A 24,158-nucleotide genomic window follows, 5' to 3' on the forward strand; every position below is an offset into this window, starting at 1 on the left:
GCGTAGGGCGCGGGGAACGCTCCTACACGAAGGGCTCCTGCTGTGAGTGCTGCGCCCGCCCGCATTCCCGAGTCACTGCTGCCGCTGGCGGTGCCGATCGACGACCTGGCGGTGTTCCACCGCAACCCGCGTACCGGCGACGTCGACGCCATCGCCGAATCGCTGCGCGTCAACGGCCAGTACAAGGCCATCGTCGTCAACCGCGGTACCCACACCGGCCGCCCCAACGAGATCCTGGCCGGTAACCACACCTGGACCGCCGCCAAGCAGCTCGGCTGGGAGCAGATCGCCGCGACGTGGGTCGACGTGTCCGACGAGGACGCGGCCCGCATCGTCGTCGTTGACAACCGCACCTCCGACCTCGCCGGGTACGACAGCGAGCTGCTGGCCGACATCCTCGAGGAACTGCCGGACCTCGACGGCACCGGCTACGACCAGACCGCCCTGGACAAGCTGCTCGACAGCCGGGCCCTGCCCGCCACGATCGACCTGCCCTCCGACGGGCAGGGCACAGGGGCCATGGCCAAGCTGGAGTACCTGCAGTGGGGCTACCTGCAGTGGTCCACCACCCGCGTGCAGATCACCGCGGCCGAGGTGGAAACCCTCAACGGCATCTACGAGCGGTTCCTCAAGGAGTCCCGCACCGACCTCGGCTTCGGCTGGCACCTGCTGCAGGAGGCCCATACCGAGACCGCCGAGGTGCCCGGCGAGGACGCCTCCGACGACCAGGCCGCGCCCGCCGGCGACGACGACGCCGAGGAAGAGGCCGACGACGTCGACGAGGACGAGGACGACGACGCATGAGCGACGTCCCGGGCGGCATCCCCGCCCCCAACAGCAGCGGCCCGCAGACCACTTTCTACGAGGCGTACCCGCTCAAGGACCTGCGGCCGGCGGACTACAACCCCCGGCATCTGTCCGAGGAGGCCTTCGAGCGGCTCCAGGGGTCCATCGGCCGCCACGGCATCGTCAAGCCGGTCATCCTCAACGCCAACGGGACCCTGGTCGCGGGCCACCAGAGAACCAAGGCCATGACCGCACTGGGGATGACGCACACTCCCGCGGTAATGCTCGGGCAGGTCGTCCGCCTGACCGACGAGATCCAGTTCAACCTGCTGCACAACCGCGTCGAGACCGAGGCGTCGATCGTGTACGCCCGGCCCGGCCCGATCGGCGAGTGGTCGTGGATCCCGTGGCAGACCATTGAAGTGGGCGTCTCCCGCAACAAGCCGTTCCAGCAGGCCATCTCCCACATGACCGGCGGGCACGGAGCGTGGGGCAGCGTCGTCATCGACGACCAGGGCCAGATCGCGCTGAACGCCGAGTACGCCGTCGTCGCCGCCGCGAACCACTTCGACGTCCTCGCGTGGACCTGCACGTCGATGGACGCGGCGCAGCTGGTCGCCGACCTCACCGGCGAGTACGGCGTGTACGACTGGTCCGGCCTTGAGGACCAGGCGCCGGTCTACAACCAGCACATCGTGCAGCCCAAGCGGCTGCGCCAGTACACCTCGCTGAAGAAGCAGGGGAAGCTCGCCTACAAGAGCGAGGTGTGGGAGAAGCTGGCCCTGCCCCGGCTGCGCGACCGCCCCGAGACGCGCGTGGTGGACTTCGGCGCCGGCCACGGCGACTACGCGAAGAAGCTGCGCCCCGAGGGGTACAGCATCGACGACTACGAGCCGTACCGCACCACCCCCGGGAAGTACGCCGTCGACATCCGGGGTGTCGTCTCGATGATCCGGACGATCGAGAAGCGGGTGGCCGCGCACGGCCTGTACGAGATGGTCGTGCTCGACTCCGTCATCAACGCCACCACCTCGCTGGATTACCAGCACTGGGTGCTGACGGCCGTCAACGCCCTGTGCGCCGCCGACGGCACGGTGTGCATCGGCACCCGCAACCTTCTGGTGGAGCAGGCGTTCGAGGCCAAGCAGCACACCACCAGCGCCAACGATTCCACCCGCCTGTCGTTCCTCGACTCCGAGAACGTCGACATGCGATTCATGCAGGGCAAGTGGATGCGGATCCGCTACCACACCCCCGAGTCGCTGGCTGATCTGCTGGGCGCGTACTTCGGATCGGTGAAGGTCGCCGGCCGGTCCAACGCCACGCTCCGGGCCATCTGCAAAGACCCCCTGCCGCTTTCCGACCTCGATTACGAGAAAGCTCTCGACGAGGAATTCAACATGCCTTACCCCAACGACTTCCGGCACGGGCGCCATAAGCAACTCGTGGAAATTTTGATAAAATTGGTTAAAGAAAGGAATAGCCGGGCCGACTAACCACGGCTCTTTATTGGAGGGGAATTCCACGCATGCCACAACCGCCCGTGAGGGTCGGTATCAAAGCCGCCGCACCGTACCTGATCATGTGGCTGGCCGGGGTTCGACATGTGAACCTCGACCGCCACTGCCTGGAAACGTTCGGCTGGTCTGATCGTCACCCGCTCAACCCGAAGGCACCGGACCAGCAGGCCGTCCTGCGCGCCGAGAACCGGCCGCTGGCCTGGTACCTGTGCGCGCTGCCCCACCCGTGGGACTGGTCGCAGAACGCGCACCTGGCCTTCGAGTACGCCGAGGGCCACCACTGGGAAGGGCCCGCCCTCGTGCGGGGCCTGCAGGTGACCCTCGACAACGCCCGCCCCATCGTCGGATGGGGCGAGCACTCCATCCCCGCCGACGCCCACCGGCGGGGCCAGTGGAAATACCGGACCTGCCGCAACTGGCAGTTCGCGTGGTGGCTGCGCACCAACCGGGGCGCCCCCGACGCGCCGCCCTCCACCTGGACACCGCCCGACGATCCCGACGCGCCCAAGCAGCTGACCTTCATGTAGCTCGACCACGGGGGCACGGCTCGGCGACAGGCCACGTCGCCGAGCCGTGGTGCCATCATGATTCTCGGCGCGGGGGCGCGCAGCAGCGGAAGGATTCCTGCCGGTGGGACGCCCCGACAAGGCCGCGCGCGCCGCCATCGCACAGCGGCGAGCGGACGCCATCGACCTACGCCTCGCCGGCGTCGACTGGCTCACCGTAGGCCGCAAACTCGCCGCCGACCCCGCGGTCAACTCCGACCGCATCGCCTACCCGCAGGGCTACGGCATCGAGCGGTACCGCAAGGGCCAGGAGCCGCCCGGCGACGACCAGCTCATCAACGCCGCCTGCAAGGACGTCCGCCAGGCCCTCAAGGAGCGCACCACCGAGCAGGACAAGAGCGCCGACGAGCTGCGCGCCGTGGAGAACCTGCGCCTGGACCGGCTGTTCTTCGTCGCCTACCGGCAGGCCGTCAAGGACGGCGACCTGCCCGCCATCGACCGGGCCCTGCGGATCATGGAGCGCCGCGCCCGCATGAACGGCCTCGACAAGCCCAACAAGACCGAGCTCGTCACCCCGGCCGCCACCGGCAGCGAGCTGACCAACGTCGCGCTCGACGAACTCGAAGCCCTCATCGGCATCTCGGAGGAGGCCGCACATGGCTCCGATGACTAGCAGCGAGCGCGAGACCAAGCTGCTGGCCGCCTACCGCACCCGGCCGCCGGCGCAGCGCCGCGCCCTGGCCGCGAAGGCATCCCCGGAGCTGCGCGTCCAGCTCGCCCGCATCGAACGCGGCATCGCCATGGACGCCTCGCCCGGCGCGATGGCCGCCGTCCTCACCCAGCGCCGCGAGATGCAGGCCCGCCACCTCCACCTCATCGACCAGGCGTGGATCGACATGGCCGAGGGCCGCGCCGACCGCGTCATGATCACCATGCCCCCGCGTCACGGCAAGAGCCGCCGGGCCTCGCGCTGGGCGCCCCTGTGGTACCTGCGCCAGCACCCCGACCGCCGCGTCATCATCGGCTCCTACTCGGGCGACCTCGCCGAGGAACACTCCCGCTGGATCCGCGACGCCATCGAAACCTGGGGCGACGACCTCGGCATCCACCTCAACCCCTCCAGCCGGGCCGCGATGCGCTTCGACATCGCCGGCCACCAAGGCGGCCTGGTCGCGGCGGGCATCGGCGGCAGCCTCACCGGCAAGGGCGCCACCATCGCCCTCGTCGACGACCCCGTGCAGGACATGGCCTCCGCCGACTCGCCCAACATGCGCCGCAAGACCTGGGAGTGGTGGCAGTCCGTCCTGCAGACCCGCCTCGAACCCGACGGCGCGATCTGCGTCATCCAGACCCGCTGGAACGAAGACGACCTCGCCGGCCGCATCCTCGCCGACGCGCAGGCCAACGAGTGGAAGATCATCGACCTGCCCGCGCTTGCCGACAGCGACACCGACCCGCTCGGCCGCAAGCTCGGCGAGCCACTGTGGCCCGAACGCTTCGACGCCGAGCACCACGCCACCACCCGCCGCCGCGTCGGCGAACGCGTATGGGCCGCCCTGTACCAGCAGAAGCCCAGGCCCCCCGAGGGAGGCGTGTGGCAGCGCGCCTGGATCACCAACCACCGGCTCACCACCATCGAGTTCGGCGGCCTGGACATGGCCCGGGTCATCGTCGCCGTCGACCCCGCTGGCGGAGAGTCCGCCATCGGCGACGAGACGGGCATCATCGGCGCCGCCCGCGGCTACGACGGCCACCTGTACATCCTGGAAGACCACTCCGGCAGCATGGGCGCCAACGACTGGGGACGCGCCGCCTGCCATCTGGCACTAGCCCTCAAGGCCGACGCGATCGTGGTCGAATCGAACTACGGCGGAGACATGGCCCGTCAGGTCCTCTCCCAAGCGTGGGAGCAGCTGCGCCGCGAAGGCACCACCAAGGGCCAGCTCATGCCCCGCGTACTGGAGGTCACCGCCAAGGTCGGCAAGCGCCTGCGGGCCGAACCGATCGCCCAGTTGTACGAGCAGGGCCTGGTCCACCACGTCGGCGCGCACGTCGCCCTGGAGGACCAGATGGTCACCTGGGTCGTCGGCATGGACAGCCCCGACCGCATGGACGCGGCCGTCCACGGACTGACCGAGCTGGCCGACCCCGACCAGTTCGACGCCGTCGCCGGGCACATCCACGACGACCGCCTCGGAGGACGCCGATAGACCCCGGAAACGGCCCCATAAAGCCCAACGGCCCAGCCGGGGCTCCAAAACCGGCCCCGGCTGCTAGCCTCCGGCCCATGTCGATCAGGGGGAAAGTGGCGGCCGCGACCGTCGTCGCCGGCGTGGTCCTGCTGTTGCCCGGCTGCAGCTCGACGCCGGCAGCGCCCACGTCGGACCAGATCAAAGCCTCGGCGCAGGCCCGCCTGGACGCCTCTGTCGAAGACGGGCGCTACTGGCGGGCGAACCTGCGGGCTATGGGCCAGACGCCCGGCGAGGAGACCTGCCAGGCCGCGTGGGACAACAAGCTGCCCAAGGAGCGAAAGGGTATGGACCTCTCGATGTGGATGACCGGCTGCAGGGACGCCCCCCAGTAACAGGAGCCGTCAATTGAGGTGCGGTCGGGCTTCGTCGGCCAGCTTGCTGACGCGTTCTTCGATGACGTGGAGCAGGCCCCAAATCGCAGCCCGGGCACGCGCCTTCCTCTCACCGACCAGTCTGGCGATGGAGTCGTCGGTACCTTGTCGGTATGCCATAAACGCCTGATCTCGAATCTGTGTGACCTTGAGGCAAGTTCTGGCGGCGACTCAAGGTAGAGCGTCGCGCCAGCCCGCTGCAGTGCGCGGTATGCGCCGTCGAGCGTCCCCCGAGCATCGTGGAGCGACTCCGGTGAGCTGTGGCCCTGCTGCACCTGCTCCTCCGCCTCGTGGTGAGCCACCGCGGCATGGAAGAAGTCGTTGCCTGCCATCAGGAATGCCACCACTGCGTCCCTGCGCATCGTCAGCTTCCACTGTTCCCGCTGGGCGTCGGTCTGCTGTTCAACCTGCCTGATGGCCGCCTCGGCCTGCATGCGCATGCCGGCCCGGCCGAGCCAGGCGGCTGCGATCGCCGTTCCACCGCCGAACACGGCACCGATGCCCGCGCCGTAAAGCGCGGCCAGTCCTTCGTCCACAAGCTTCCTACCTCAGTCAGGCCATGCGTTCATCGGCGATACGGCTGAGGAAGTACGCATATTGAGTGTCAGTGAAGGAGCGGATCGTAACCAGATTGCCTTCCTCCATGCGATATGTACGGTCGCGGGCCCCCTGGAAGGAAAGCCAGTTAAACGACGTGGTGACACAGGTGTTGTCGTAAATGAGGACTTTGGCGTGAGTGCTATTTAGGCGGCTGAAGGTAAAGCTTTCGGGATAGCTTTTGGATAGGTCTTCGAGGAGCCCAACCGCTTCTGGGTCGCACTTGGTGTCATGGCGGGAGAAGCCATAGGCGATGTCCACTCGGACGCCGCGGCGAACTCGTCCTTCGAGCTTGGCGATAAAGGCATTATTGACAACGGACTTCTTGATCCATGGAGACATGATGAGAAGGCGGTCACGCGCCTGAGTGATGGCGTCTTCCAGTAGACGGGGGTGGTCGAAGACACTGACCCCTACGACCTTCCCTTGCTCGCCTGGGCCGGCCCCGGGCATGGCGTGAGATGAGGTCTTTTCGCGGCTTGTGGCGATGGGAACCCGAATGAGTTCGAGTTCGTCATTGAGGCGAGGTCGTTCGGCAGGAGGATCGACTCGGATTCCGAGAGCATTTGCTCCGCCGCGGCTGATCAGTGCAAGTTCGTGCGCAGTCGAGATCTTTCCGTCAATAACGACGGCAACTTCGATGTCCTTGCGGTCAGGATCAGAGTAGACTAGCAAGTCCGCTGGGAGGTATCGGGGCGTGGGAGGGTGACGGACGTCTCGCACGCACAGGACGGTGTAGCGATTGTCGGCATCTGCACGCAGAAGGCTGTTGAGTTTCTCGGGGGTAACGTCGTCGGCATGGACGGGGTTAGTCGTGACAGCGGGAAGCTTGAGCAGGTCCTCGTCGGCGGCCTTTCGGGCCTGGACAAGCAGGGCAGGGTCGTAGGGCTGGATGTCGCCGAGGGTTCCGTCGTAGTAGAACGTCATACGCTCCCGGACGGGACGGATGGCGGCGTGTTCCACAGCGACCTGTTGCCCCAGCGGTGTTAGTCGTACGCGCTCGTCGCCGTCCGATGAGTTCGGGTCAAGGCGAATGTGCCCTCTGAACATGCCTTCGCTAAGGGTTCGCCGGACCGGGTCGACAGGGAAGCCGAGCAGGCCACTGAGGTCAGTGGGGGCGGTGACTCCGGCTCCGATCAGACGCAGCATGCTCTCGGTGAGCAGGGGCAGTTCTTTCTCCTGCTGTGCGTCGACATCGACTTTGAGCGTGGTGACTGGAATGCCGGCGGGGACGATGGCTACGAGGGTCAGCCCGTCGCGGGCGTCGGCGAACTGATCGGCCAGGATGGCGTGATTAGCGGTGGGCATCACGGATCTCGCAGTCCTCTCGATGGCGGTCCATGTACTGGAGGACGTCGCGCAGGGGGCCTGGTTTGCTGCGACAGAATCTTGCGTCTCCAACTATGGTTATTCCATAGCGAGCCCGAGAGAGGGCCACGTTTACGCGTCGCCAGTAGTGCTGGCCGATGAACCCGAATTGTCCTTGGTCGTTGCTGCGGGTAACGCTGACGACGGCGAGGTCGCATTCACGGCCCTGTACAGCATCGACAGAAAGCACTTCGACGTGAAGGTGAGGAAGGCGGGTAGCAGCCAGCCGCCGACGCAGCTCGTCGACTTGGCGGCTGTAGGGCGTAATTACGAGGACTTCCAGAGTCCGGCCTCTATGGGGGCGGACGTGGTTCTTCGCGACGGCTTTGTCGACCGTGGTCAACCGGTGCATGACTTGCGTGGCCTCGGCGCGGTTGACGACACTGGTCTCGCCGGTTGCACGGCTGGACTCGCGCCGAGCAGCCCCTAGGGCGCCAGTGTCGATCCACATGACGGGTTTGCCGAGTGTGGCGTATCCCTCGAGGCGTTGGCGGCCCGGCGACTCAAGATCCCCCTGATAGAAGCACTCACTGATTAGGTTTCCGATTGCGGGCGTCATACGGTACTGCTGCCGAAGTTTTTGATGTACAGGACTGGCGGTCTGCCGCAGAACGTGATCGAACAGGGTCGTCGTCACCAGGCCGGGGGTGAGCTGGTAATCCCGCATGACAGCTCTATTCCGCAGGAGGTCCTCGTCCAAGGGCGGGAGTTGGTTGGGATCACCGACGAGGATCCACCGCTTGGCTCGGACCAGAGAGACGATGGCTTCGGGGGCGCTCGCCTTGGATGCCTCGTCAAAAATACAGAGATCGAATTCGAGGTTCCGGGCAGCAGGGTGGCCCAGGAAGCCGATGGCAGTGCCGCCAACGACGTTTCTGGTGCGCAGGTACTCGGCAACGATCTCGCGGTCGTTGCCCATGCGTTGTAGCCAGTCACCCTGGACGGTGATGACACTCATCAGCGCCCGCGCTTCTTCACTGTCGCCAAGGAGCACAGCGACAGCGTCCCTGGAGTCCTGCGGGGGCTGCGTCTCACTGAGGGTGAGATCTTCACCGATCTCGCGCTGGACCTCGGCAAAGACCTCCGCGCGAAGAGCCAGAAGGTCGTCGCGACGCTGACGCGTCGAGACGATGGCATCACCGCGGGCCTGCTCGCTGGTGGTGAAGTCGCTATCGCCTTGTTCCAGCCGGGCCAGTCGGCGTTCGACGTGTTCGAGGTCGGCGGCCACAGACGCCAACTGCTGCAGGTGCAGGGCTCCGCGCAGGTACCGAGGCTTCTGCCCAAGACGGGAGGCCATGTCCTCCATGTGCTGCTGGGCGCTGCGGCGAACTTGCTGGACCCACTTCTTCATTTGCGGGTCTAGCAGAAGGTGTCGAGCATCGGCGCCGACGCTGGGGTCGTCCGGGCGCCCAAGACGCACGATGCCGGTGACTCCTGCCTCTTCGAGTCTACGAAGGGCGTTGTCGACGGCAATATGGGTCTGGCTGACGATAAGGATCTTCATGCCGGGCGAGCGTCGGAGATTCTGCTCGACAACTTCGGCAATTACCGTAGTCTTGCCCGTTCCGGGGGGCCCCTCCACGACCAACAGTGGCTGGTTACCCAGTGCGTGCCGCACCACATCCCGTTTGCTGTCGTCGAGGTCGGGCCGGAGCCAAGTGTTGATCTCCACCGGCTCGCCGGCGGGAGCGTAGCCGGGATCGAGGAGGATCGCTTGCAGATCAGGGTTCGCGAGTGCGTCGCCGCCGGTCATTAGTGCGGCCAAAGCATCGCGTTGCCGATTGAGAGAAACCCGAGACGCGCCGAGGTACGGGACTAGAACCCCCCGATCGGGCAGATGGGCTCCCCGGGGGCAGCGCAGGGTGATCACGTCGTCTTCCCGGTCGACAGCGACGATGTCACCACGCTCAACAGGCCTACCGCGTTCGTGTTCGGCGACCGACCATTCTTCCCCGGTCTCCGCCACAGAGCCCTGGGACAGGTACAGCCGCCATGTGCGGCCATCGGGGTCCGGTACGGCCCGCGTATATGCCACTGGGGTTCGGCCTCCAGCGGCAAGGTCATCCCGAGCCGCCAGGAGCCGCCCCCACCCCTCGAACAGGTCCGCCGACACGGCGGTAGTCCCAACTTGCTTCGCACGCTCGCGGTCCTCAGCCTGCCGATCCAGCTGAGCGACCATCTCATCCCAGCCCTGCGCAGCAGCCCTTTCCCCTGGGTTGGTGAACGTGAACGTCAGGACGGCACCGACGTTGACCCGAGATTCGCACCACCGGGCTCGTTGTTCCGGCTGTACCTTCTGTACCTTCACGATGACCGCCCGGTCGTCATCGCTGCGGTTATCCGGCACGATGGTTATCTGGAAGGCCTGGCCGACAAGGATTACGTCGTGGTCATTGACCTTTCCGCTTTCCCTGTCAGTGCCGAAGTCCGCGTGCACAGCCCCTGCGAGGTCCTCCAACAGCAGCGACTCCGCGCGCTTCCACTCGTCGCGGACAACCGCTTCCTGGCTGCCCGCCGGTCGGCCGAGGACGACGTTGGCGGCCCGCCTGGTCAACCCAAGCCACAGATGGCAGGCTCGCTGCGCCGCACTGTTATCGAACCGCTGCTCTACCCGGGCCAGCTGCTGCTCAAGGACACTCGCGTTGCTGGGGCGTTCGGCTGCCTGTAGGTTCACGCAGGAACGCAGGATGCTGCGGACCTCGTCCTCAAGGTCAAGACCCTCCAAAACAGTCTGCAGATCCGCGTATTCCTTGGCGGCGCTACCGGAGAGGGCCTGGACAGCAAGAACGCCCCAGCTGAAAACGTCGCGTGTGTACGGGGGGCTGGAGACGTCCGGTGGAGAGTAGAGCCCCGACCGGTATCCAGCGACAGTCGCAACGGACGAGAAGTTGTCGCGAATCTTTGCGATCCCGAAATCGGCGAGCTTGACCAGCCCATCAGCGGTGAGCAGCACGTTCCCCGGCTTGAGGTCGCGATGCTCGATCTCGCTCAGGTGAGCACACGCCAGCGCCGAAAGCAGCGGGGCACCGACGTCGGTGTAGAACCGACGCCAGCTCATCGCCTCGCCATGGTCCATCTTCTGCTTGAGGCTGTTTTCGATCCACTCCAGCACGAGGTAGGCCCGGTCCAGCTCCTCCGACCATCCGGCTTCGATCAGGCGCACGATGTTCGGATGGTCGGCCTTGCCCAGTCGCCTCAGGGACTCCTGCTCGCGGTCGAGGAACTCGTTTGAGAGCAGCCCAGCCCGCTTGTGGAGCAGCTTGACAGCCACGGACTCCCCGGTAGGAGACCGCAAATCGATCGCCCGGTGGACCGTCGACATGCCGCCGTCGCGTGGCCCGTCTCCCAGCAGCAGGAATCGGCCACTGATGCGCTGTTCCCCCACGCTATGTCTCCTCGCCGCCACCCCGTCCTGAGGCTGCCCATTCTCGCAATACTGATGACGCCTCGTGGGGTATTATGAGGATCTTCACCTTGCTCAGACGGCCACGGATTCCGCCAGCCGTCATGAGGCCGGGTCTCGCGGATCGCGTCCCGTCCCGGCTGGTTCTGCATGGCCTGGCTTGTGCGAGTGCGACGCGGAGCCGTTGTCCGGCTCGAGCGAAGCGAGCGCCCGGTGTATGGCGGCGCAATCAAGAGTCCAGCGGGGAGGCAGCTGGCCCCGGGTCACTCGTCGAAGAGTGGCTCTGCGTCCTTCCATCGCTCGATGAACGCTCGGCCCTTCTCCGTAAAATGGTACAACTCGGTGGTCTTGACGCCGCCCAGGTCGTAGCCCGTGAGCAGGTATTGAGGATCGTTGGCTTCTTCGAGCAGGCCGTCTTCCAGCAGGTTCCGGATCAAGATCCGGACACCAATGTGGACAGGGATCTCCTGTCCCGGCGGCATCGTTGCGCCATCCTCGATGAGCCGCCGCTCTAGGGTGCTGTACCGACCGTTTAGGACCGCAAGGTTCGCTTTGTACTTCAGCATCGAGGACTTCGGAATACGTCGCTCCAGGTCGAACCGCGTGTGATGGTTCGGGCAGAGCGCGATGAGGTTGTCGAAGGCGTGCTCCTTCACCTTCGACCACGGTTCGATGTGGGCGACCTCTACCGGCGTCATGCGGCAAGTGGGGATTGCGCAGGCATAGCCAGCTTCTTCCAGCACTGCGCGATGCAGTGCCGAGGGGAGCGAGGGTCGGTCCTGGGTCACCGCCGCAAGATACCGCAGAGGCAAGTGCGCCAGTGGCCAGCCGGGAAGCTCGCCTACGAACCGAAGTTGCAAAGGGGCAAGCTCTTGCCCGCGCCAGATTCCCTAGCCTTAGCTCGGCAGGGGGTCCTCGGCCCGATGCAGGGCGGGCAGGCCCTGCCCGTATCCTGGTCGGCGCGGGCGCGGGGCCTTGCTGCCTGGAGGGCACCCGTGGGCCTGCGCGAACTGCTCATCGACGCCTGGTCGTGGCTCAACTACAAGCAGGCCATGGCCGACCCGACCCGGCCCGGTCAGAACGCGTTCCCCGAGCTGAACACCTCGTGGGTGCCAGGCGAGGAACTGCGCCGCCTGTCCGCGTACAAGTTCCTTGCCGCCTACGACTCCAACCAGGCCGGGCAGCTCGCCGCCGTCACCGGAGAGCAGCACGGCGTGGAGCGCCGCGAGCTCGGCGACCCTTCCAAGCTGATCGACACCACCCTGGGCTACCTGCTAGGCGCTGAGCAGACCATCATGGTGCCCGGCGCCGACCACGCCCAGCAGGACCATGCGACCGCCGAGGACCAGGCGGCCGCCGAACTGCAGCACAAGCTGCGCGCGTGGGCCGACAAGGAACTGCTGCCGCTGCGGATCCAGCAGGCCGAACGGTGCGCGGTGCGCTGCGGCGACGGCGTGTACACCCTGGCGTGGGAGCCGGCCAAGCAGCGGGCGCTGCTGCGCACCTACGACCCCGGGTTCTACTTCCCCGAGTGGGACGAGGGCGAGCAGGACGCGCAGGAGTACCCGTCTCGGGTGCACTTCGCGTGGGAGCTGGCCGCCGACCCGGCGCGCGGCCTCAAGGCCCGGGTGCGGCGCATCACGTACGAGCTCGGCCCGATCGGCCCGTCGACCGCGTCCGGGAGCACCGAGGACGGGCGGGCCATCCGCGAGCAGGTCGCCGGCGCCGACGGCGACCCGGTGCTGACGGTCGGCGACACCCTCGACCCGCTGACCGGCACGGTGACCCGCGTGTACCCGTGGGCGCCGGGCAGGCCCTCGGGCACGACGTGCTACCTCACCGACGCCGAATGGCTGCTGGAGGACCTGGGCTTGGCCCACGACGTGTTCTCCCTGCCGCTGGACAAGGCCGCCTACCGGGTGCGCTCGGACGGGCAGGTCCTGCACGGCCTGGACCTGATGTGCGACTTCATTCCGGTGGTGCACATCCCGAACAGCGTCCCCGACGTCGGCGAGCACTGGGGGAAGTCCACTTTGGCGACGGTGCTGCAGCTGCTGGACGAGCTGGCCGCCACCGACACCGACAGCGCGTCGGCGTCGGCGACCACCGGCACACCGATCGTGGCGCTGGCCGGGGCGCGGCTGCCCATCGACCGCTCCACCGGGCAGCCCATGCCGGTGCGGGTGGAGGCGGGCACGGTGTGGCAGCTGTCGGACTCCGGGCGCATGGACACCCTCGACACCTCGGCGCAGCTCGCCGAGCTCCGCCAGCGCATCGACCACCTGCTGGACCGGCTCGCCTCGAACACCCGCCTGACCACGGCCGGGCTCGGCACCCTCGACGTGGCCAAGGTGCCGTCCGGGTACGCCCTGCAGCTCGCGCTGGGCCCGCTGGACTCCCTGGTCAGCGCGATGCGCCTGGCCCGCAACCACAAGTACCAGCTGCTACTGCGCATGGTGCAGCGCCTCCACCAGGCCGGGCAGGTGTGGCCCGCCGGTGAGTCGCTGCCCGCACGCCTGGCGTGGGGAGCGCACACCCCCACCGACCGCACCACCGTCCTCAACGACGTCACGGCCGGATACGCGGCAAGCGTGTTCTCCCTCGACACCGCGGTACGGATGCTGCAGGAAGCGGGCTACCCGATCGACGACGTCACCAAGGAGATCGAGCGCATCCAGAAGCGAGCCTTCGACCAGGCCGCCCGCCTCGCCGACGCGACCGGCGACAACGCCGCGGTGCGCGACTACCTCGGCTTGCCTGAGGCCGACTCCGGCGTTCCGCCGGTGCCGCTCATCCCCACGTAAACCGTGTAGCAGACCGCCAGCCTTTGGCCAGCCCTGCTAACGCAACTGCCCCGCGCCAGGACAGGCCGGCGGCGAGGGCCGACCGGTCCAGTGTCGACCGCATCGACGGGCTACGGATCCTCGACGCCTGATGACGTGGGCGCGGCCCGGTCAACTCGACTGTGGGCGGGCCGTGTCCGTTCCCAGAAAGCAGCATCCAGGCATCAACACGGGCACTACTCTGCGTAACGTGATCATCGTTGACAGCAACCAGATCAGGTTCGTGTTGCCTCACAGCCCGGCCTTGAAGCTCTTCGCCGCAGTCGCGCAACGGGCCGGACACACTCTCGCCACCACGGACATAGTCCTCCGTGAGGTCGTCCGGCAGCACCGCGAAAATCTGACGTCGGCGATCAACGGCTATCGCCGAGCCCATCGCGCGCTCAATGAGCTGCTGCCGCCGGCCAAGCGCCTCCACGACACCCGGCTGATGCCAGAACATCCGGTGCAACGGGCGGTTTCCATGTCCAAGCACGTCGAGCAATTTGAGGCGGACGTCCGCGCCAACTTCCTTGTGCTGCCCACCACGCCGGAGGACGCGCTGGCCGCGCTGAATTTGGAGGCTGACCACCTAGACCCAGGCTTGAACGGAGCGGGGGCCAGGGACGCGTCGATCTGGCTCACGGCCGTCAGGGCGGCTGCCACTCGGGAGAGGGACAGCAAGGGTCGGCTTCTGCCTGTCATCTTCGTCTCTTCGGACGGCGACTTCACAGCCCCGGGCAAGAGCCGTGGCCTGGCGCCGCACCTGATGAACGATGACACGCGCAAAGGCAGGTTGCTCCTGAAGTCGACAGTCGTCGACGCCATGGACGCCTTCGGCTATCCGCAGCAGCTCGTCGAGGCAGAAGAGATCACCCAGCGCAATGACTTCCAGGAGGCGCTGACAAACGTGATCACCACCTCGGCCGACCTGCCTACGCGCCAGCAGGAGCGGATGGTCGAGGCAGAAGTCGAGGTGCGGCTGATCAGCGGCCAAAAGGGCCGTCGTTGCAGCGGTAATCACGCGACCGTCACGACCGTCACCGGCAGGTGGTCAGTCCGATTCATCTTCGAGCGGCTGCCGCGAAGCCCCGGTGGCAATTCCGCCTACCGGGGGCTCCCCGCACAGGTCGAGGGCATGGCCCTGATCGTCGATGAGCGAGATCAGGGGGCAACGATCGAGTTCGCTCCTCAGAGGGTCACCGTCGCTGGCAAGGACGTGTCTCAACTCCTGGCTTAATGCGAACACGAAGCGGCATCGTCCCCGGGGTCGGCGGACGGGCCCCGAACGTGGCAGCGCCCCCGGCAGGTCGAGAGCCGGGGGCGCAGCAGGCGGGGCGACGTCAGGCAGCGGGGCGGACTTCGCTGGGGGGGTCTTACGGGCTTCGATCTCGGTGGTGTCGTTGCCCACGGAGAGCCGGTATATCGAGTCGCGCTGGGCGTTGGGGGTCCGCTCCTCGACGTGGACGGTGAAGTGCGGGCCGCGCCAGGGGGCGACGTCCGGGGAGATGGTGCTGCCCATGTGGCGGACGACCGCCCAGTCCTTGGCGTACCGGCCCAGGGTGCCGGTCACCAGGTTGCCGTCGTAGAGGTACGCGTATTTGGGGGGGGTGATGCCGGCGGGACAGGCCGGCGCCCAGTCGTCGTGGAGGCCGCGGCTTTGTGGCGAACAGGGCCAGCCTCCGCCGCATCGTGCATGGCGAGGGCTTCCGGTCGTCGGTCACCCCAGCTTGGCGGCTGCCGCCTTGTACTTACCCGCCTGGTCGGGCGTGAGGAGATGACTGACGCGCACGACGACATTGCCGGACACGTAGTCATACTCAGTCAGAGCTGGCATTCCCTTTGTTACAGCCTGGATGTAGGCCGCTCGGGCCTGGGCATCGTCATGATTACCGAAGACCTCAATGCCTCCACCGCGCGTGACGTCATCCTTGTCGAGGCCATCCACATCGGCAGCTTTGATGCGGGAGTCAGAGAACTTGATCGCCGACGTGTACTGGTGCGGTCGTCCGAGCAGGTGGTTGCCATCGTTCGCAGCCGTGACCGTTGCGGTCAGCGCGGTAGTGGGGATGGCGCCGTGGATGAGCGCGTAGTCCGCGGTGGCATCCTTCGGCGTGCCAGCCTCGGTGGTGGATGCGGCCATGTCCGGCTTGGAACCCGCGGCCGTGCTGCCGCTGTCGTTGCTGCTGCAGGCGGTGAGCGCCAGGCCGGCTGCGGTGAGGCAGGTGGCGGCGAGTGTACGACGGTGCATAGGTGGTCCCCCCTGGTGCGCGTAGAGGGTTGATCATCGCAGGCCAGTCGGCACGAATGGTTGCCGTGGCCGAGTTGTACACGGAGTTGTCGGCGCGCCTACGCCCCCGGCAGCGCCTCCTGCTCGACCTCGACCGTGACTATGTCGCCGAACAGCTCGGCGACCCCGGCGCGGCGCTGATCGTGATGACACTGGCTTCATGAGCCCGCACCGCCACTCTCGACTATTGCTCTGCCGCGTGTAGGTCCCGGCGGATAGGGTTCGGGCGACGCGGCACCGCTCCGAGCAGAGCTGTGACCGCCCCAGCCTTAGACCGGAGAAGACCTGCGTGAGCGTCCTCAGTCAGTTCGTGTGGAGCGTCGCCGACACCCTGCGCGGCCCCTACCAGGAAGCCGAGTACGGCTCGGTGATCTTGCCGTTCACCGTGCTGCGCCGCCTGGAGTGCGTGATGGAACCGCACCGGGAGGCGATGGCCGAGATCATCAGCAAGTACCCCGGTGATCAGCAGCGCCGCACCTACCTGAAGCTCAAGACGCGCACCTCGGACAACGCGGGCCTGAACTTCTGGACCACCAGCAACTACACGCTGAAGACGGCGCTGCAGGACCCGAACAACCTCGCGGCCAATCTCATCGACTACGTCTCTGGCTTCTCGTCGAACCTGGACGTGTTCAAGTCCTTCGACTTCGAGAACGTCCTGCGCACCCTCGACGCCCGCGACCGCCTCTCGCCGGTCGTCAAGCACTTCCAGAAGATCGACCTGAGCCCTGAGACCGTCTCGAACGCGGACATGGGCGACCTGTTCGAGAACCTCATCTACCGGTTCGCCGAGTCCGCCAACGACGGCGCCGGCCAGTTCTACACACCCCGAGACGTCGTCCGCCTCCTCGTCGACCTCGTCTACGCCGAGGACACCGAGGCACTGCGCGACCGAGGCCAGGTCCGCTCCATCTACGACCCCACCGTCGGCACCGGCGGCATGCTGACCGTCGCCGACGAGCACCTCCACGACCTGAACCCGTCCGCCTCAACGGCCCTGTTCGGCCAGGAGATCAACCCGCGCACCTACGCAATCTGCAAGGCTGACCTGCTCATCAAGGGCCAGGACCCGACCAACGTCCGCCAGGGCGACACCCTCGTCGTCGACCGATTCGAGGACCACAAGTTCGACTACGTCCTATCAAACCCACCGTTCGGCACCGACTGGAAGGATGTCGCCTCCAAGGTGACCGCCGAGCACGAGCGCGGCGGGCAGGGACGCTTCGCCCCCGGACTGCCCGCCGTTGGGGACGCCGCAATGCTGTTCCTCCTCCACGTCGCGTCGAAGATGCGCGACGTGGACGACACCGGCCGCGGCGGCAAGGCTGGCATCGTCCTCAACGGCTCGCCGCTCTTCAACGGCGGCGCAGGATCCGGGCCCTCCGACATCCGTGGGCACATGCTGGAACACGATCTGGTCGAGGCGATCGTCGCCCTCCCTAACGACATGTTCTACAACACCGGAATCGCGACCTATCTGTGGATCCTCTCGAACACCAAGCCCGCCGAGCGCAAGGGCACCGTCCAGCTCATCGACGCCACCGGGCTCGGCTCCAAGCTGCGCAAGTCGATCGGCTCCAAGCGCGTCGAAATCTCTGACGACGCTCGCACCGCGATCGTGCAGGCGTTCGCCTCCCGCGAGGCATCGGACACCTCGAAGATCTTCGAGAACCGCGACTTCGCCTACTGGACAATCACCGTTGAGCGTCCCTGGCGCCTCAGGTTCCAGTGCACCGCCGAGCGGATCGCTGGCGTGGCTGACCACAAGACCCTTGGCAAGATCCCGGACCTGGTGGAGGCCCTCCGTTCCTTCGGCGAGCAGGCCTACCTCAATCGGGAGGAGTTCCTTCACGACCTCGGCAAGCACCTGCGTGAGTACCCGGTCACGCTGACCGCGGCTCAGCGCAAGGCGCTGTGGCAGACCATCGGCGAACACGATGACGACGCCGACGACTGCCGCTACACCTCCGGCCCGTACAAGGGCGAGATCGAACCCGACCCTGCGCTGCGCGTTACCGAGAACATCCCCTTCGGCTGGGGCGGTCACCCGAAGACCCACGATGCCGCCGAGGAGACCATCGACGCCTACTTCGAGGCTGAGGTCAAGCCGCACGTGCCTGACGCCTGGGTCGACAAGACCAAGACGAAGACCGGCTATGAGATCCCATTCACCCGTCACTTCTTTCGCTACACCCCACCGCGGCCGCTGGAGGAGATCGACGCCGACCTCAACCGCGTCGTCGGCGAGATCCTGCAGATGCTGCGGGAGGTGGAGGCATGAGTTCGTACGAGCTTGTCGCGAGTGGGTCTCCGTGGCTCGAAGATGTCCCATCCCACTGGCGAGTAAGTCGCTTCGGATACGAAGCGCAGGTCAACGGGGGGCAAGTGGACCCACGCGTGGAGCCATGGCACTCTATGATCTTGGTCGCACCAAACCATATTGAGAGCGGTACCGGCCGAATCGTTGGTCGTGAAACGGCCGCCGAACAAGGTGCAGACTCTGGTAAGTATTTGGCCAATGCGGGCCAGATTATCTATTCAAAGATCCGGCCAGCTCTCAGCAAGGTTACCATCGCAGTTGAAAAATGCCTGTGTAGCGCCGACATGTATGCTATGTCGTTCCGCTCGGCCGTCTTTCCCCGTTATGCGCTCTACTACATGCTCGCACGGCCGTTTCACTCGTACACAACAGTCACCTCAATGCGCGTCAAAATGCCAAAGATCAATCGCGATGAGCTTGCTGCTGCCCCATGGCTTGTTCCTCCGCTCGAAGAGCAGCGGACCATTGCCGACTTCCTGGATCATGAGACGGCGCAGATCGATGCTTTGGTCTCCAAGCAGGAGGAGTTCGTGACACTGCTCCGCGAGCGTCGAAGCGTTGTGGTCTCTGAAATCCTCTCTCGGACACAGGAAGACGGGAATCCGTCTGACCAGCTTCACCGTCGAACGCGCATGGGGAACGGGTCAACCCCACGGAGCGGTGAGGACCGCTATTGGCTTGGCGGCGAGATCCCGTGGGTCAACTCATCTGTGGTGAACCTGCCAGAGGTCCGCGAGCCTTCGCGGCGCGTAACCGAAGCTGCTGTCTTTGAGTGTCATCTGCCAATTGTGCGGCCTGGATCCATTCTGGTTGCGCTCACCGGGCAAGGTAAGACTCGAGGTGCCGCGACCATCCTCCGGATCGAGTCCACCATCAACCAGCATCTTGCGTACATCGAGCCTGACGAACGCTACTGGGTACCCGAGTACCTCTTGTGGAGCCTACGCTCAAACTACGATTACCTGCGTCGCATCAGTAGTGAGAATGGCGCTACAAAAGGCGGATTGACCGTGGCCGACCTGCGGGCCTTGCGGCTAGCCATGCCGCCAATCCAGGAGCAGCACCAATTGCTGGCTGAGGTAGCGGCCGCTACAGAGCGGGTCGACGCTCTCGTCGCCAAGGCACAGGAGCACATTGCCTTCGCCAAGGAGCGTCGTGCCGCGCTCATCACGGCCGTAGTAACCGGACAACTCGACGTACGCACCGCCCGGAAGGCAGGCTGACGCATGGCGACTGCAGATCTGACTCGCGAGGAGGCGTTCGAGACTGAAATCGCCGAATACCTCGCCGTCCACGGCTGGGCGTACAGCGAGTCGGATAAGGGGTACGAGGCGAAGCGTGCCCTGTGGCCCGAGGACGTGCACTGGTGGCTGAGCACCACTCAGCCCGAGGAGTACGAGAAGGTCGTCAAAGTCGGTACCCCGACGGAGCAAGCCGACAAGGACGCACTGCTTGATGCACTCGTGGCGCGCCTGGATACCCCGATGGGTTCGGGCGGCGGCACGCTGAACGTGCTGCGGCGGCGGTTCTCGCATACCCGCGGCGCGACAGCGCACTTCCGGATGTGCCAGTTCGCACCGGCGACGACCCTGAATCCGACGGTGACGAAGGCGTACGAATCGGTACGACTGCGAGTGGCGCGGCAGGTGCACTTCTCGTCGGCCCGCGGTGACAACCGGTCGATCGACCTGGTGTTCTTCGTGAATGGGCTGCCGGTCGCGACGCTGGAGCTCAAGTCGTTCTTCAAGCAGGAGTGGCGTACCGCGGTCAAGCAGTACAAGCAGGACCGCCAACCGAAAGGCCAGCCGCTCCTCGGCTTCGGTACTCGCGCCCTGGTCCACTTTGCCGTCGACGACGACGAGGTGTGGATGACCACGAAGCTGGCCGGCGACAAGACCCACTTCCTGCCGTTCAACCGGGGCCACGCCGATGGCGCGAAAGGCAACCCCTCGAACCCGAACGGTGCGGCCACCTCCTATCTGTGGGAGGAGGTCCTCGAGCGGCACAACTGGCTCCATATCCTCGGCGCGCTGATGTTCCTGCGCAAAGACGAGGACGAGGACCCGGCCACCGGGAAGATCAAGCGGACGACGACGCTGCTGTTTCCTCGCTACCACCAGTGGCGGGCGGTACGGCGGATCGTCGACGAGGTCCGCGTTGGCGGGCCGGGGCGGCGGTATCTGATCGAGCACTCGGCCGGCTCGGGCAAGACCAACACGATCGCCTGGGCCGCGCATCGCCTCGCCCGGCTGCACGATGGGGACAATCGCAAGGTCTTCGACAAGGTCCTGATTGTCTCCGATCGCAAGGTCCTCGACCGGCAGCTCCAGGACGCCGTCAGTCAGGTCGACGACTCCGGCGACTCGGTGGCCGTCATCGATTCCGCCGCCGTGCGGCGCGCCGGCGGCTCGAAGTCCCGGGCCCTCCTCGACGCGCTGACCGGGCCCGCTCTGGTCGTCGTGGTCACGATCCAGACGTTCCCTTACGTCAAGGGCCTGATCGATACGACGCTCGGCGACAAGGTGTTCGCCGTCATCGTCGATGAGGCCCACACCTCCCAATCCGGCAAGACAGCCAACGCCCTGAAGAAGGTCCTCACCGAGGGTGGGCAGATCGCCGAGGACGAGGCGGTCGACACCCAGGACGTCGTCAACGAGCTCCTCTCCGCCGACGACGAGCACGTCCAGCGGGAGCAGCGGATCTCAGCCGAGACGGCGGCCCGAGCCTCGTCACCGAACGTGTCGTTCCTCGCGTTCACCGCCACACCGAAGCACAAAACGAAGACCCTGTTCGGGCGCCCCGGCGACGATGGCAAGCCCGAGTCGTTCGACGTATACACGATGCGGCAGGCCATCGAGGAGGGGTTCATCCTCGACGTCCTGCGCGGTTACCAGACCTATAACACCGCCTTCGAGATCGAGGAGCGCGGCGCCGATGGCGTCGTCACCACGATCAGCAGCGATGAAGAGGGTCAACTGGTCGACCCGAAGGCCGCGACGAAGAAGATCATGCGGTTCAAGAACCTGCACCCGTCCAACATCGGGCAGAAGGTCGAGATTATCGTCGAGCACTTCCGGGCCAACGTCGCGCGCCTCCTCGACGGCCAGGCCAAGGCCATGGTCGTCACCTCCTCTCGTCAAGCAGCCGTCCGCTACAAGATCGAGACGGACAAGTACATCCGCGCCAAGGGCTACAAGCTCAAGACGATCGTTGCGTTCTCCGGTGACATCACCGACGAGGACTACGGCTTGGAGAACGCTACCGAAGCGTCCTTGAACCCGGGTCTCGGATCCGATCTCGCTCGGGAGTTCCGGCGCCCCGACTACCGGCTGATGCTGGTGGCGGAGAAGTTCCAGACCGGCTTTGACCAGCCGCTGTTGTGCGCGATGTACGTCGACAAGCAACTTCCCGACGTCCACGCCGTCCAGACGCTCTCCCGCCTCAACCGGACCTACCGCGCCCCGACTGGTGAGGCGAAGGACCAGACGTTCGTCCTCGACTTCGTCAACGACCCCGTAGACATTCAAAATGCATTCCTGCAGTACTACACCGAGGCCCACGTCGAGACTGCCGCCGACCCCAACCTCGTCCACCAGCTCGCCACGAAGCTCGCACAGCCCGGCATCTACACCCACTCCGACGTCGAACGCTACGCCGAGGCGTGGTGGGGCCAGCAGCGGCACTCGGCGCTGGCGGCGGCAATCGCGCCGGCCCGCGACGAGTTCGCCAACCGATGGGCCGACGCAACCGAGAGCGACGACAGCGAGGCCCTGAACGAGCTGCGGACCTTCCGCAAGGACTGTGGCTCCTACGTCCGCCTCTACGACTTCATGTCTCAGGTCGTCGACTACGCGACCACCGACCTGGAGAAACTCGCCGAGTTCCTGCGCCAGCTGGTGCGCCTGCTCGCGATTGACGATCCCCGCGCCGACGTGGACCTTTCCGGGATAGTCCTCAAGCGGGTGCGGCACATTGACCAGGGCAAGGCGGCCATAGCCCTGTCAGGCGACCAGGAGACGCCAGGGCTGCGGGGCGTCACTGGCATCGGTACCGCCGTGGCCCGTGATCCACAGCAGGTGTTGCTGTCGGAGGTAATCGCCAAGATCAACAGCCTGTTCGGCGGCGAGTTCGCGGACCCGCAGATCGGCGGCTTCGTTACTGCCGCAGCCGGGATGGCCGAGGAGGACCCGCTGATCGCCGAGCAGATCGACAACAACGCCCAGGACCAGTTCCTCATCTCCCCCAACCTGCGCGAGGCCCTTACCGACGCGGCCGTGCTTAACGAGGGGGCCTTCGGGAAGCTGACGGGCGCGCTGACCGGCGAGAGTGAGCGAGCCGAAGAGCTCATCCAGCTGATCGGAGCCTATCTGTACCAGTCCCGGCGCGCGCGCACGGAACCGGAGGCTGGGGCGGAAGATCCAAAAGAATAATTCCTTGAGGGGGAGGCGTCTTCCGAGGGACGCCTCGGCACCTCCCTGCGAGTGCCGCCGCCATTGGCCCGGCTGACCCGCATCCTCCCACTCCGTGGCACGGCAGCGCGTTCGCTGTCCTCCATTCCCCTGTCTGCCGACCCGGGCGTCTGCTCCCTGCCCCCGGCCTGCCAGTTCGCGGGCAGCAGCGAGCCCCCAGGTGGCTACACTGATCGTTGGCGCGGGGGCGCTGCTGCTGGAGGACTGGATCCCGCATGGACAGGCTACTGCCCGCCCCCCGTACGCCCGTCGGCTACCGGCGTGACGGCCGCCCCATCTCCCCGATCCTGGGCGCAGACCCGACCGACCCGTCCAACCAGCTTCTGCCGCCGGGCCCGAACACCGATCCGGCCGCGCCGCCAGCGCAACTGCCGGACCAGGAGACCTTGAACCGGCTGCTGGCCCGCGAGAAGCAGCAGGGCGAACGCGCCGCGGTCCGCAAGCTCGTCGAGCAGCTGGGCTTCACCAAGACCGACGACCTGACGGCGTTCGTGCAGGCCCAGCGTGACGCGCAGGCCGCGCAACTGTCCGAGGTCGAGCGCCGCGAGCAGGCCGCCGCCGCGGCGACGACCGCCGCAGAGCAGCGTGAGGCGCGGGCCATCCTCCGTGAACGCGCCGCGGTACGCCGGGCCGCCCTGGTGGCGCTCGGTGCGACCGGCGACGACCTGAAGGACGCCGAACTGCTCTTGGTCGTCGAGGAGGACGCCGACGAGGACGCGGTCGCCGAGGCCGCTGCAGCCCTGCAGCAGCGCAGGCCCGAGCTGTTCACCGCCGCCACCACGGACCCGGCTCCGCCTGCCGCGCCAGGTGGCTCCCCTGCGGGCGGCCCGCCGCCGCGCGGCGCCAACGTGCCCAAGCCCGGCCACCAGGGCGAGGAGATGGCCCGCCGGCGCGGCTACGTCACCACCTGAACTTCCCACCGGCGGGTCAAGGCCGGACCTTCGGGGACCACGCCCCACCCCTCCCGTGGACGACGCCACCAGCAGGTGAGCGGACGAACTGCCCACTCGTCTGATCGTCCACGGGAGGACTCATGACCGTTCAGCCGGTCACCACCACCCAGAACCTGACAGCCGACCGGTCCTGGCTTGCCAGCCTTCACGGGACCCGCGACGTCGACTCGATCACCCTCGACCTGTCCTCGTTCGTGTCCGGCACCCACTACGTGCCGTCGACCGACCCGAACGTCCCCTACAGCCGGTTCCTGTCCGGCATCCCCGTCGGCAAGATCACCGCCAGCGGCCTGTACGGGCTGTACGCCACCGGTGCCGCCGACGGCCGGCAGAATCTGGCCGGGTTCGTCTTCGCCGAGGTTCTGTTCGCGCCCGGCCAGACGAAGGTCGGGGCCGCGCTGCTGTGGCACGGCGCGGTGAAGACCTCCAAGCTGCCGGTCGTCGTCGCGCCGGTCGTGCCGTCCGCCATCTGCCAGATCCGCTTCGCGTAAGGAAGGAGGC

Annotated in this window: 19 protein-coding genes; 15 read left to right on the plus strand and 4 right to left on the minus strand. The window is 66.5% G+C overall.

The features are described from left to right. The first annotated feature begins 42 nt into the window (after nt 1-42). The 7 genes from AB0F62_RS19065 (at nt 43) to AB0F62_RS19095 (ending at nt 6,019) form a co-directional block, all read left to right on the plus strand. Nucleotides 43-804 carry a ParB N-terminal domain-containing protein gene (locus AB0F62_RS19065; RefSeq protein ID WP_361799832.1) on the plus strand — a complete coding sequence of 254 codons (762 nt, stop codon included), beginning with the start codon at nt 43-45 and terminating at the stop codon, nt 802-804. Beyond that, on the plus strand, nt 801-2,282 hold the full coding sequence (locus AB0F62_RS19070; protein ID WP_361799835.1) for a ParB N-terminal domain-containing protein: 1,482 nt from the start codon (nt 801-803) through the stop codon (nt 2,280-2,282). Before AB0F62_RS19065 ends, AB0F62_RS19070 begins: the two co-directional genes overlap by 4 nt. A gap of 32 nt (nt 2,283-2,314) precedes the next feature. Next, the gene (locus AB0F62_RS19075; protein ID WP_361799838.1) at nt 2,315-2,833 is read left to right on the plus strand and encodes a hypothetical protein; all 519 of its coding nucleotides are present in this window, start codon (nt 2,315-2,317) and stop codon (nt 2,831-2,833) included. Between the two features lie 103 nt (nt 2,834-2,936). Next, nucleotides 2,937-3,485, plus strand: a complete 549-nt coding sequence (locus tag AB0F62_RS19080) for a hypothetical protein (RefSeq protein ID WP_361799841.1) — start codon at nt 2,937-2,939, stop codon at nt 3,483-3,485. Further along, nucleotides 3,469-5,022 carry a terminase family protein gene (locus AB0F62_RS19085; protein ID WP_361799844.1) on the plus strand — a complete coding sequence of 518 codons (1,554 nt, stop codon included), beginning with the start codon at nt 3,469-3,471 and terminating at the stop codon, nt 5,020-5,022. Before AB0F62_RS19080 ends, AB0F62_RS19085 begins: the two co-directional genes overlap by 17 nt. A 77-nt stretch (nt 5,023-5,099) precedes the next feature. Beyond that, nucleotides 5,100-5,396: a hypothetical protein gene (locus AB0F62_RS19090; RefSeq protein ID WP_361799847.1), complete on the plus strand. Its 297-nt coding sequence runs from the start codon at nt 5,100-5,102 to the stop codon at nt 5,394-5,396. 299 nt (nt 5,397-5,695) lie between these two features. Further along, nucleotides 5,696-6,019, plus strand: coding sequence for a hypothetical protein (locus AB0F62_RS19095; protein WP_361799850.1), 324 nt, complete (start codon nt 5,696-5,698; stop codon nt 6,017-6,019). Here AB0F62_RS19095 and AB0F62_RS19100 read toward each other — a convergent pair. The 3 genes from AB0F62_RS19100 to AB0F62_RS19110 all read right to left on the minus strand — a co-directional run bounded on the left by AB0F62_RS19100 (nt 5,988) and on the right by AB0F62_RS19110 (nt 11,591). Further along, nucleotides 5,988-7,340 (minus strand): phospholipase D-like domain-containing protein, encoded by a 1,353-nt coding sequence (locus AB0F62_RS19100; protein ID WP_361799965.1) that lies wholly within the window; start codon nt 7,338-7,340, stop codon nt 5,988-5,990. The genes AB0F62_RS19095 and AB0F62_RS19100 overlap by 32 nt on opposite strands. After that, complete coding sequence (locus AB0F62_RS19105) at nt 7,327-10,785, minus strand: AAA domain-containing protein (RefSeq protein ID WP_361799853.1); 3,459 nt, start codon at nt 10,783-10,785, stop codon at nt 7,327-7,329. Before AB0F62_RS19105 ends, AB0F62_RS19100 begins: the two co-directional genes overlap by 14 nt. 281 nt (nt 10,786-11,066) lie before the next feature. Next, nucleotides 11,067-11,591 (minus strand): HNH endonuclease signature motif containing protein, encoded by a 525-nt coding sequence (locus AB0F62_RS19110; RefSeq protein ID WP_361799856.1) that lies wholly within the window; start codon nt 11,589-11,591, stop codon nt 11,067-11,069. A gap of 207 nt (nt 11,592-11,798) precedes the next feature. On the opposite strand from AB0F62_RS19110, the gene AB0F62_RS19115 reads away from it, so the two are divergent. Together AB0F62_RS19115 and AB0F62_RS19120 are read left to right on the plus strand one after the other, a co-directional pair. Then, on the plus strand, nt 11,799-13,607 hold the full coding sequence (locus AB0F62_RS19115; RefSeq protein WP_361799859.1) for a hypothetical protein: 1,809 nt from the start codon (nt 11,799-11,801) through the stop codon (nt 13,605-13,607). A gap of 229 nt (nt 13,608-13,836) precedes the next feature. Continuing rightward, nucleotides 13,837-14,865, plus strand: a complete 1,029-nt coding sequence (locus AB0F62_RS19120; RefSeq protein ID WP_361799862.1) for a PIN domain-containing protein — start codon at nt 13,837-13,839, stop codon at nt 14,863-14,865. Nucleotides 14,866-15,345: 480 nt separating this feature from the next. Here AB0F62_RS19120 and AB0F62_RS19125 read toward each other — a convergent pair whose 3' ends face one another. Then, nucleotides 15,346-15,876: a hypothetical protein gene (locus AB0F62_RS19125; protein WP_361799865.1), complete on the minus strand. Its 531-nt coding sequence runs from the start codon at nt 15,874-15,876 to the stop codon at nt 15,346-15,348. A 65-nt stretch (nt 15,877-15,941) separates the two neighbouring features. On the opposite strand from AB0F62_RS19125, the gene AB0F62_RS19130 reads away from it, so the two are divergent. The 6 genes from AB0F62_RS19130 to AB0F62_RS19155 all read left to right on the plus strand — a co-directional run bounded on the left by AB0F62_RS19130 (nt 15,942) and on the right by AB0F62_RS19155 (nt 24,148). Then, nucleotides 15,942-16,079 carry a hypothetical protein gene (locus AB0F62_RS19130; RefSeq protein ID WP_361799868.1) on the plus strand — a complete coding sequence of 46 codons (138 nt, stop codon included), beginning with the start codon at nt 15,942-15,944 and terminating at the stop codon, nt 16,077-16,079. A 125-nt stretch (nt 16,080-16,204) separates the two neighbouring features. Further along, nucleotides 16,205-18,196 carry a class I SAM-dependent DNA methyltransferase gene (locus tag AB0F62_RS19135; protein ID WP_361799871.1) on the plus strand — a complete coding sequence of 664 codons (1,992 nt, stop codon included), beginning with the start codon at nt 16,205-16,207 and terminating at the stop codon, nt 18,194-18,196. A 134-nt stretch (nt 18,197-18,330) separates the two neighbouring features. Next, nucleotides 18,331-19,458: a restriction endonuclease subunit S gene (locus AB0F62_RS19140; RefSeq protein ID WP_361799877.1), complete on the plus strand. Its 1,128-nt coding sequence runs from the start codon at nt 18,331-18,333 to the stop codon at nt 19,456-19,458. Between the two features lie 3 nt (nt 19,459-19,461). Next, the gene (locus tag AB0F62_RS19145) at nt 19,462-22,665 is read left to right on the plus strand and encodes a type I restriction endonuclease (protein ID WP_361799880.1); all 3,204 of its coding nucleotides are present in this window, start codon (nt 19,462-19,464) and stop codon (nt 22,663-22,665) included. A gap of 254 nt (nt 22,666-22,919) precedes the next feature. Beyond that, the gene (locus AB0F62_RS19150; protein ID WP_361799883.1) at nt 22,920-23,615 is read left to right on the plus strand and encodes a hypothetical protein; all 696 of its coding nucleotides are present in this window, start codon (nt 22,920-22,922) and stop codon (nt 23,613-23,615) included. 122 nt (nt 23,616-23,737) lie between these two features. Next, complete coding sequence (locus AB0F62_RS19155; RefSeq protein WP_361799886.1) at nt 23,738-24,148, plus strand: head decoration protein; 411 nt, start codon at nt 23,738-23,740, stop codon at nt 24,146-24,148. Nucleotides 24,149-24,158 lie beyond the last annotated feature (10 nt).

Source organism: Streptomyces sp. NPDC026673, assembly GCF_040638135.1.
In the GTDB taxonomy this organism is placed as follows: Bacteria; Actinomycetota; Actinomycetes; order Streptomycetales; family Streptomycetaceae; genus Actinacidiphila.

What these genes read in the sequence shown, in the direction of transcription:
- AB0F62_RS19070 (WP_361799835.1), top strand. Translation starts at nt 801, where the DNA reads ATGAGCGACGTCCCGGGCGGCATCCCCGCCCCCAACAGCAGCGGCCCG.
- AB0F62_RS19075 (WP_361799838.1), top strand. Translation starts at nt 2,315, where the DNA reads ATGCCACAACCGCCCGTGAGGGTCGGTATCAAAGCCGCCGCACCGTAC.
- AB0F62_RS19085 (WP_361799844.1), top strand. Translation starts at nt 3,469, where the DNA reads ATGGCTCCGATGACTAGCAGCGAGCGCGAGACCAAGCTGCTGGCCGCC.
- AB0F62_RS19090 (WP_361799847.1), top strand. Translation starts at nt 5,100, where the DNA reads ATGTCGATCAGGGGGAAAGTGGCGGCCGCGACCGTCGTCGCCGGCGTG.
- AB0F62_RS19100 (WP_361799965.1), bottom strand. Translation starts at nt 7,340, where the DNA reads ATGCCCACCGCTAATCACGCCATCCTGGCCGATCAGTTCGCCGACGCC.
- AB0F62_RS19125 (WP_361799865.1), bottom strand. Translation starts at nt 15,876, where the DNA reads ATGCACCGTCGTACACTCGCCGCCACCTGCCTCACCGCAGCCGGCCTG.
- AB0F62_RS19140 (WP_361799877.1), top strand. Translation starts at nt 18,331, where the DNA reads ATGATCTTGGTCGCACCAAACCATATTGAGAGCGGTACCGGCCGAATC.
- AB0F62_RS19145 (WP_361799880.1), top strand. Translation starts at nt 19,462, where the DNA reads ATGGCGACTGCAGATCTGACTCGCGAGGAGGCGTTCGAGACTGAAATC.
- AB0F62_RS19150 (WP_361799883.1), top strand. Translation starts at nt 22,920, where the DNA reads ATGGACAGGCTACTGCCCGCCCCCCGTACGCCCGTCGGCTACCGGCGT.
- AB0F62_RS19155 (WP_361799886.1), top strand. Translation starts at nt 23,738, where the DNA reads ATGACCGTTCAGCCGGTCACCACCACCCAGAACCTGACAGCCGACCGG.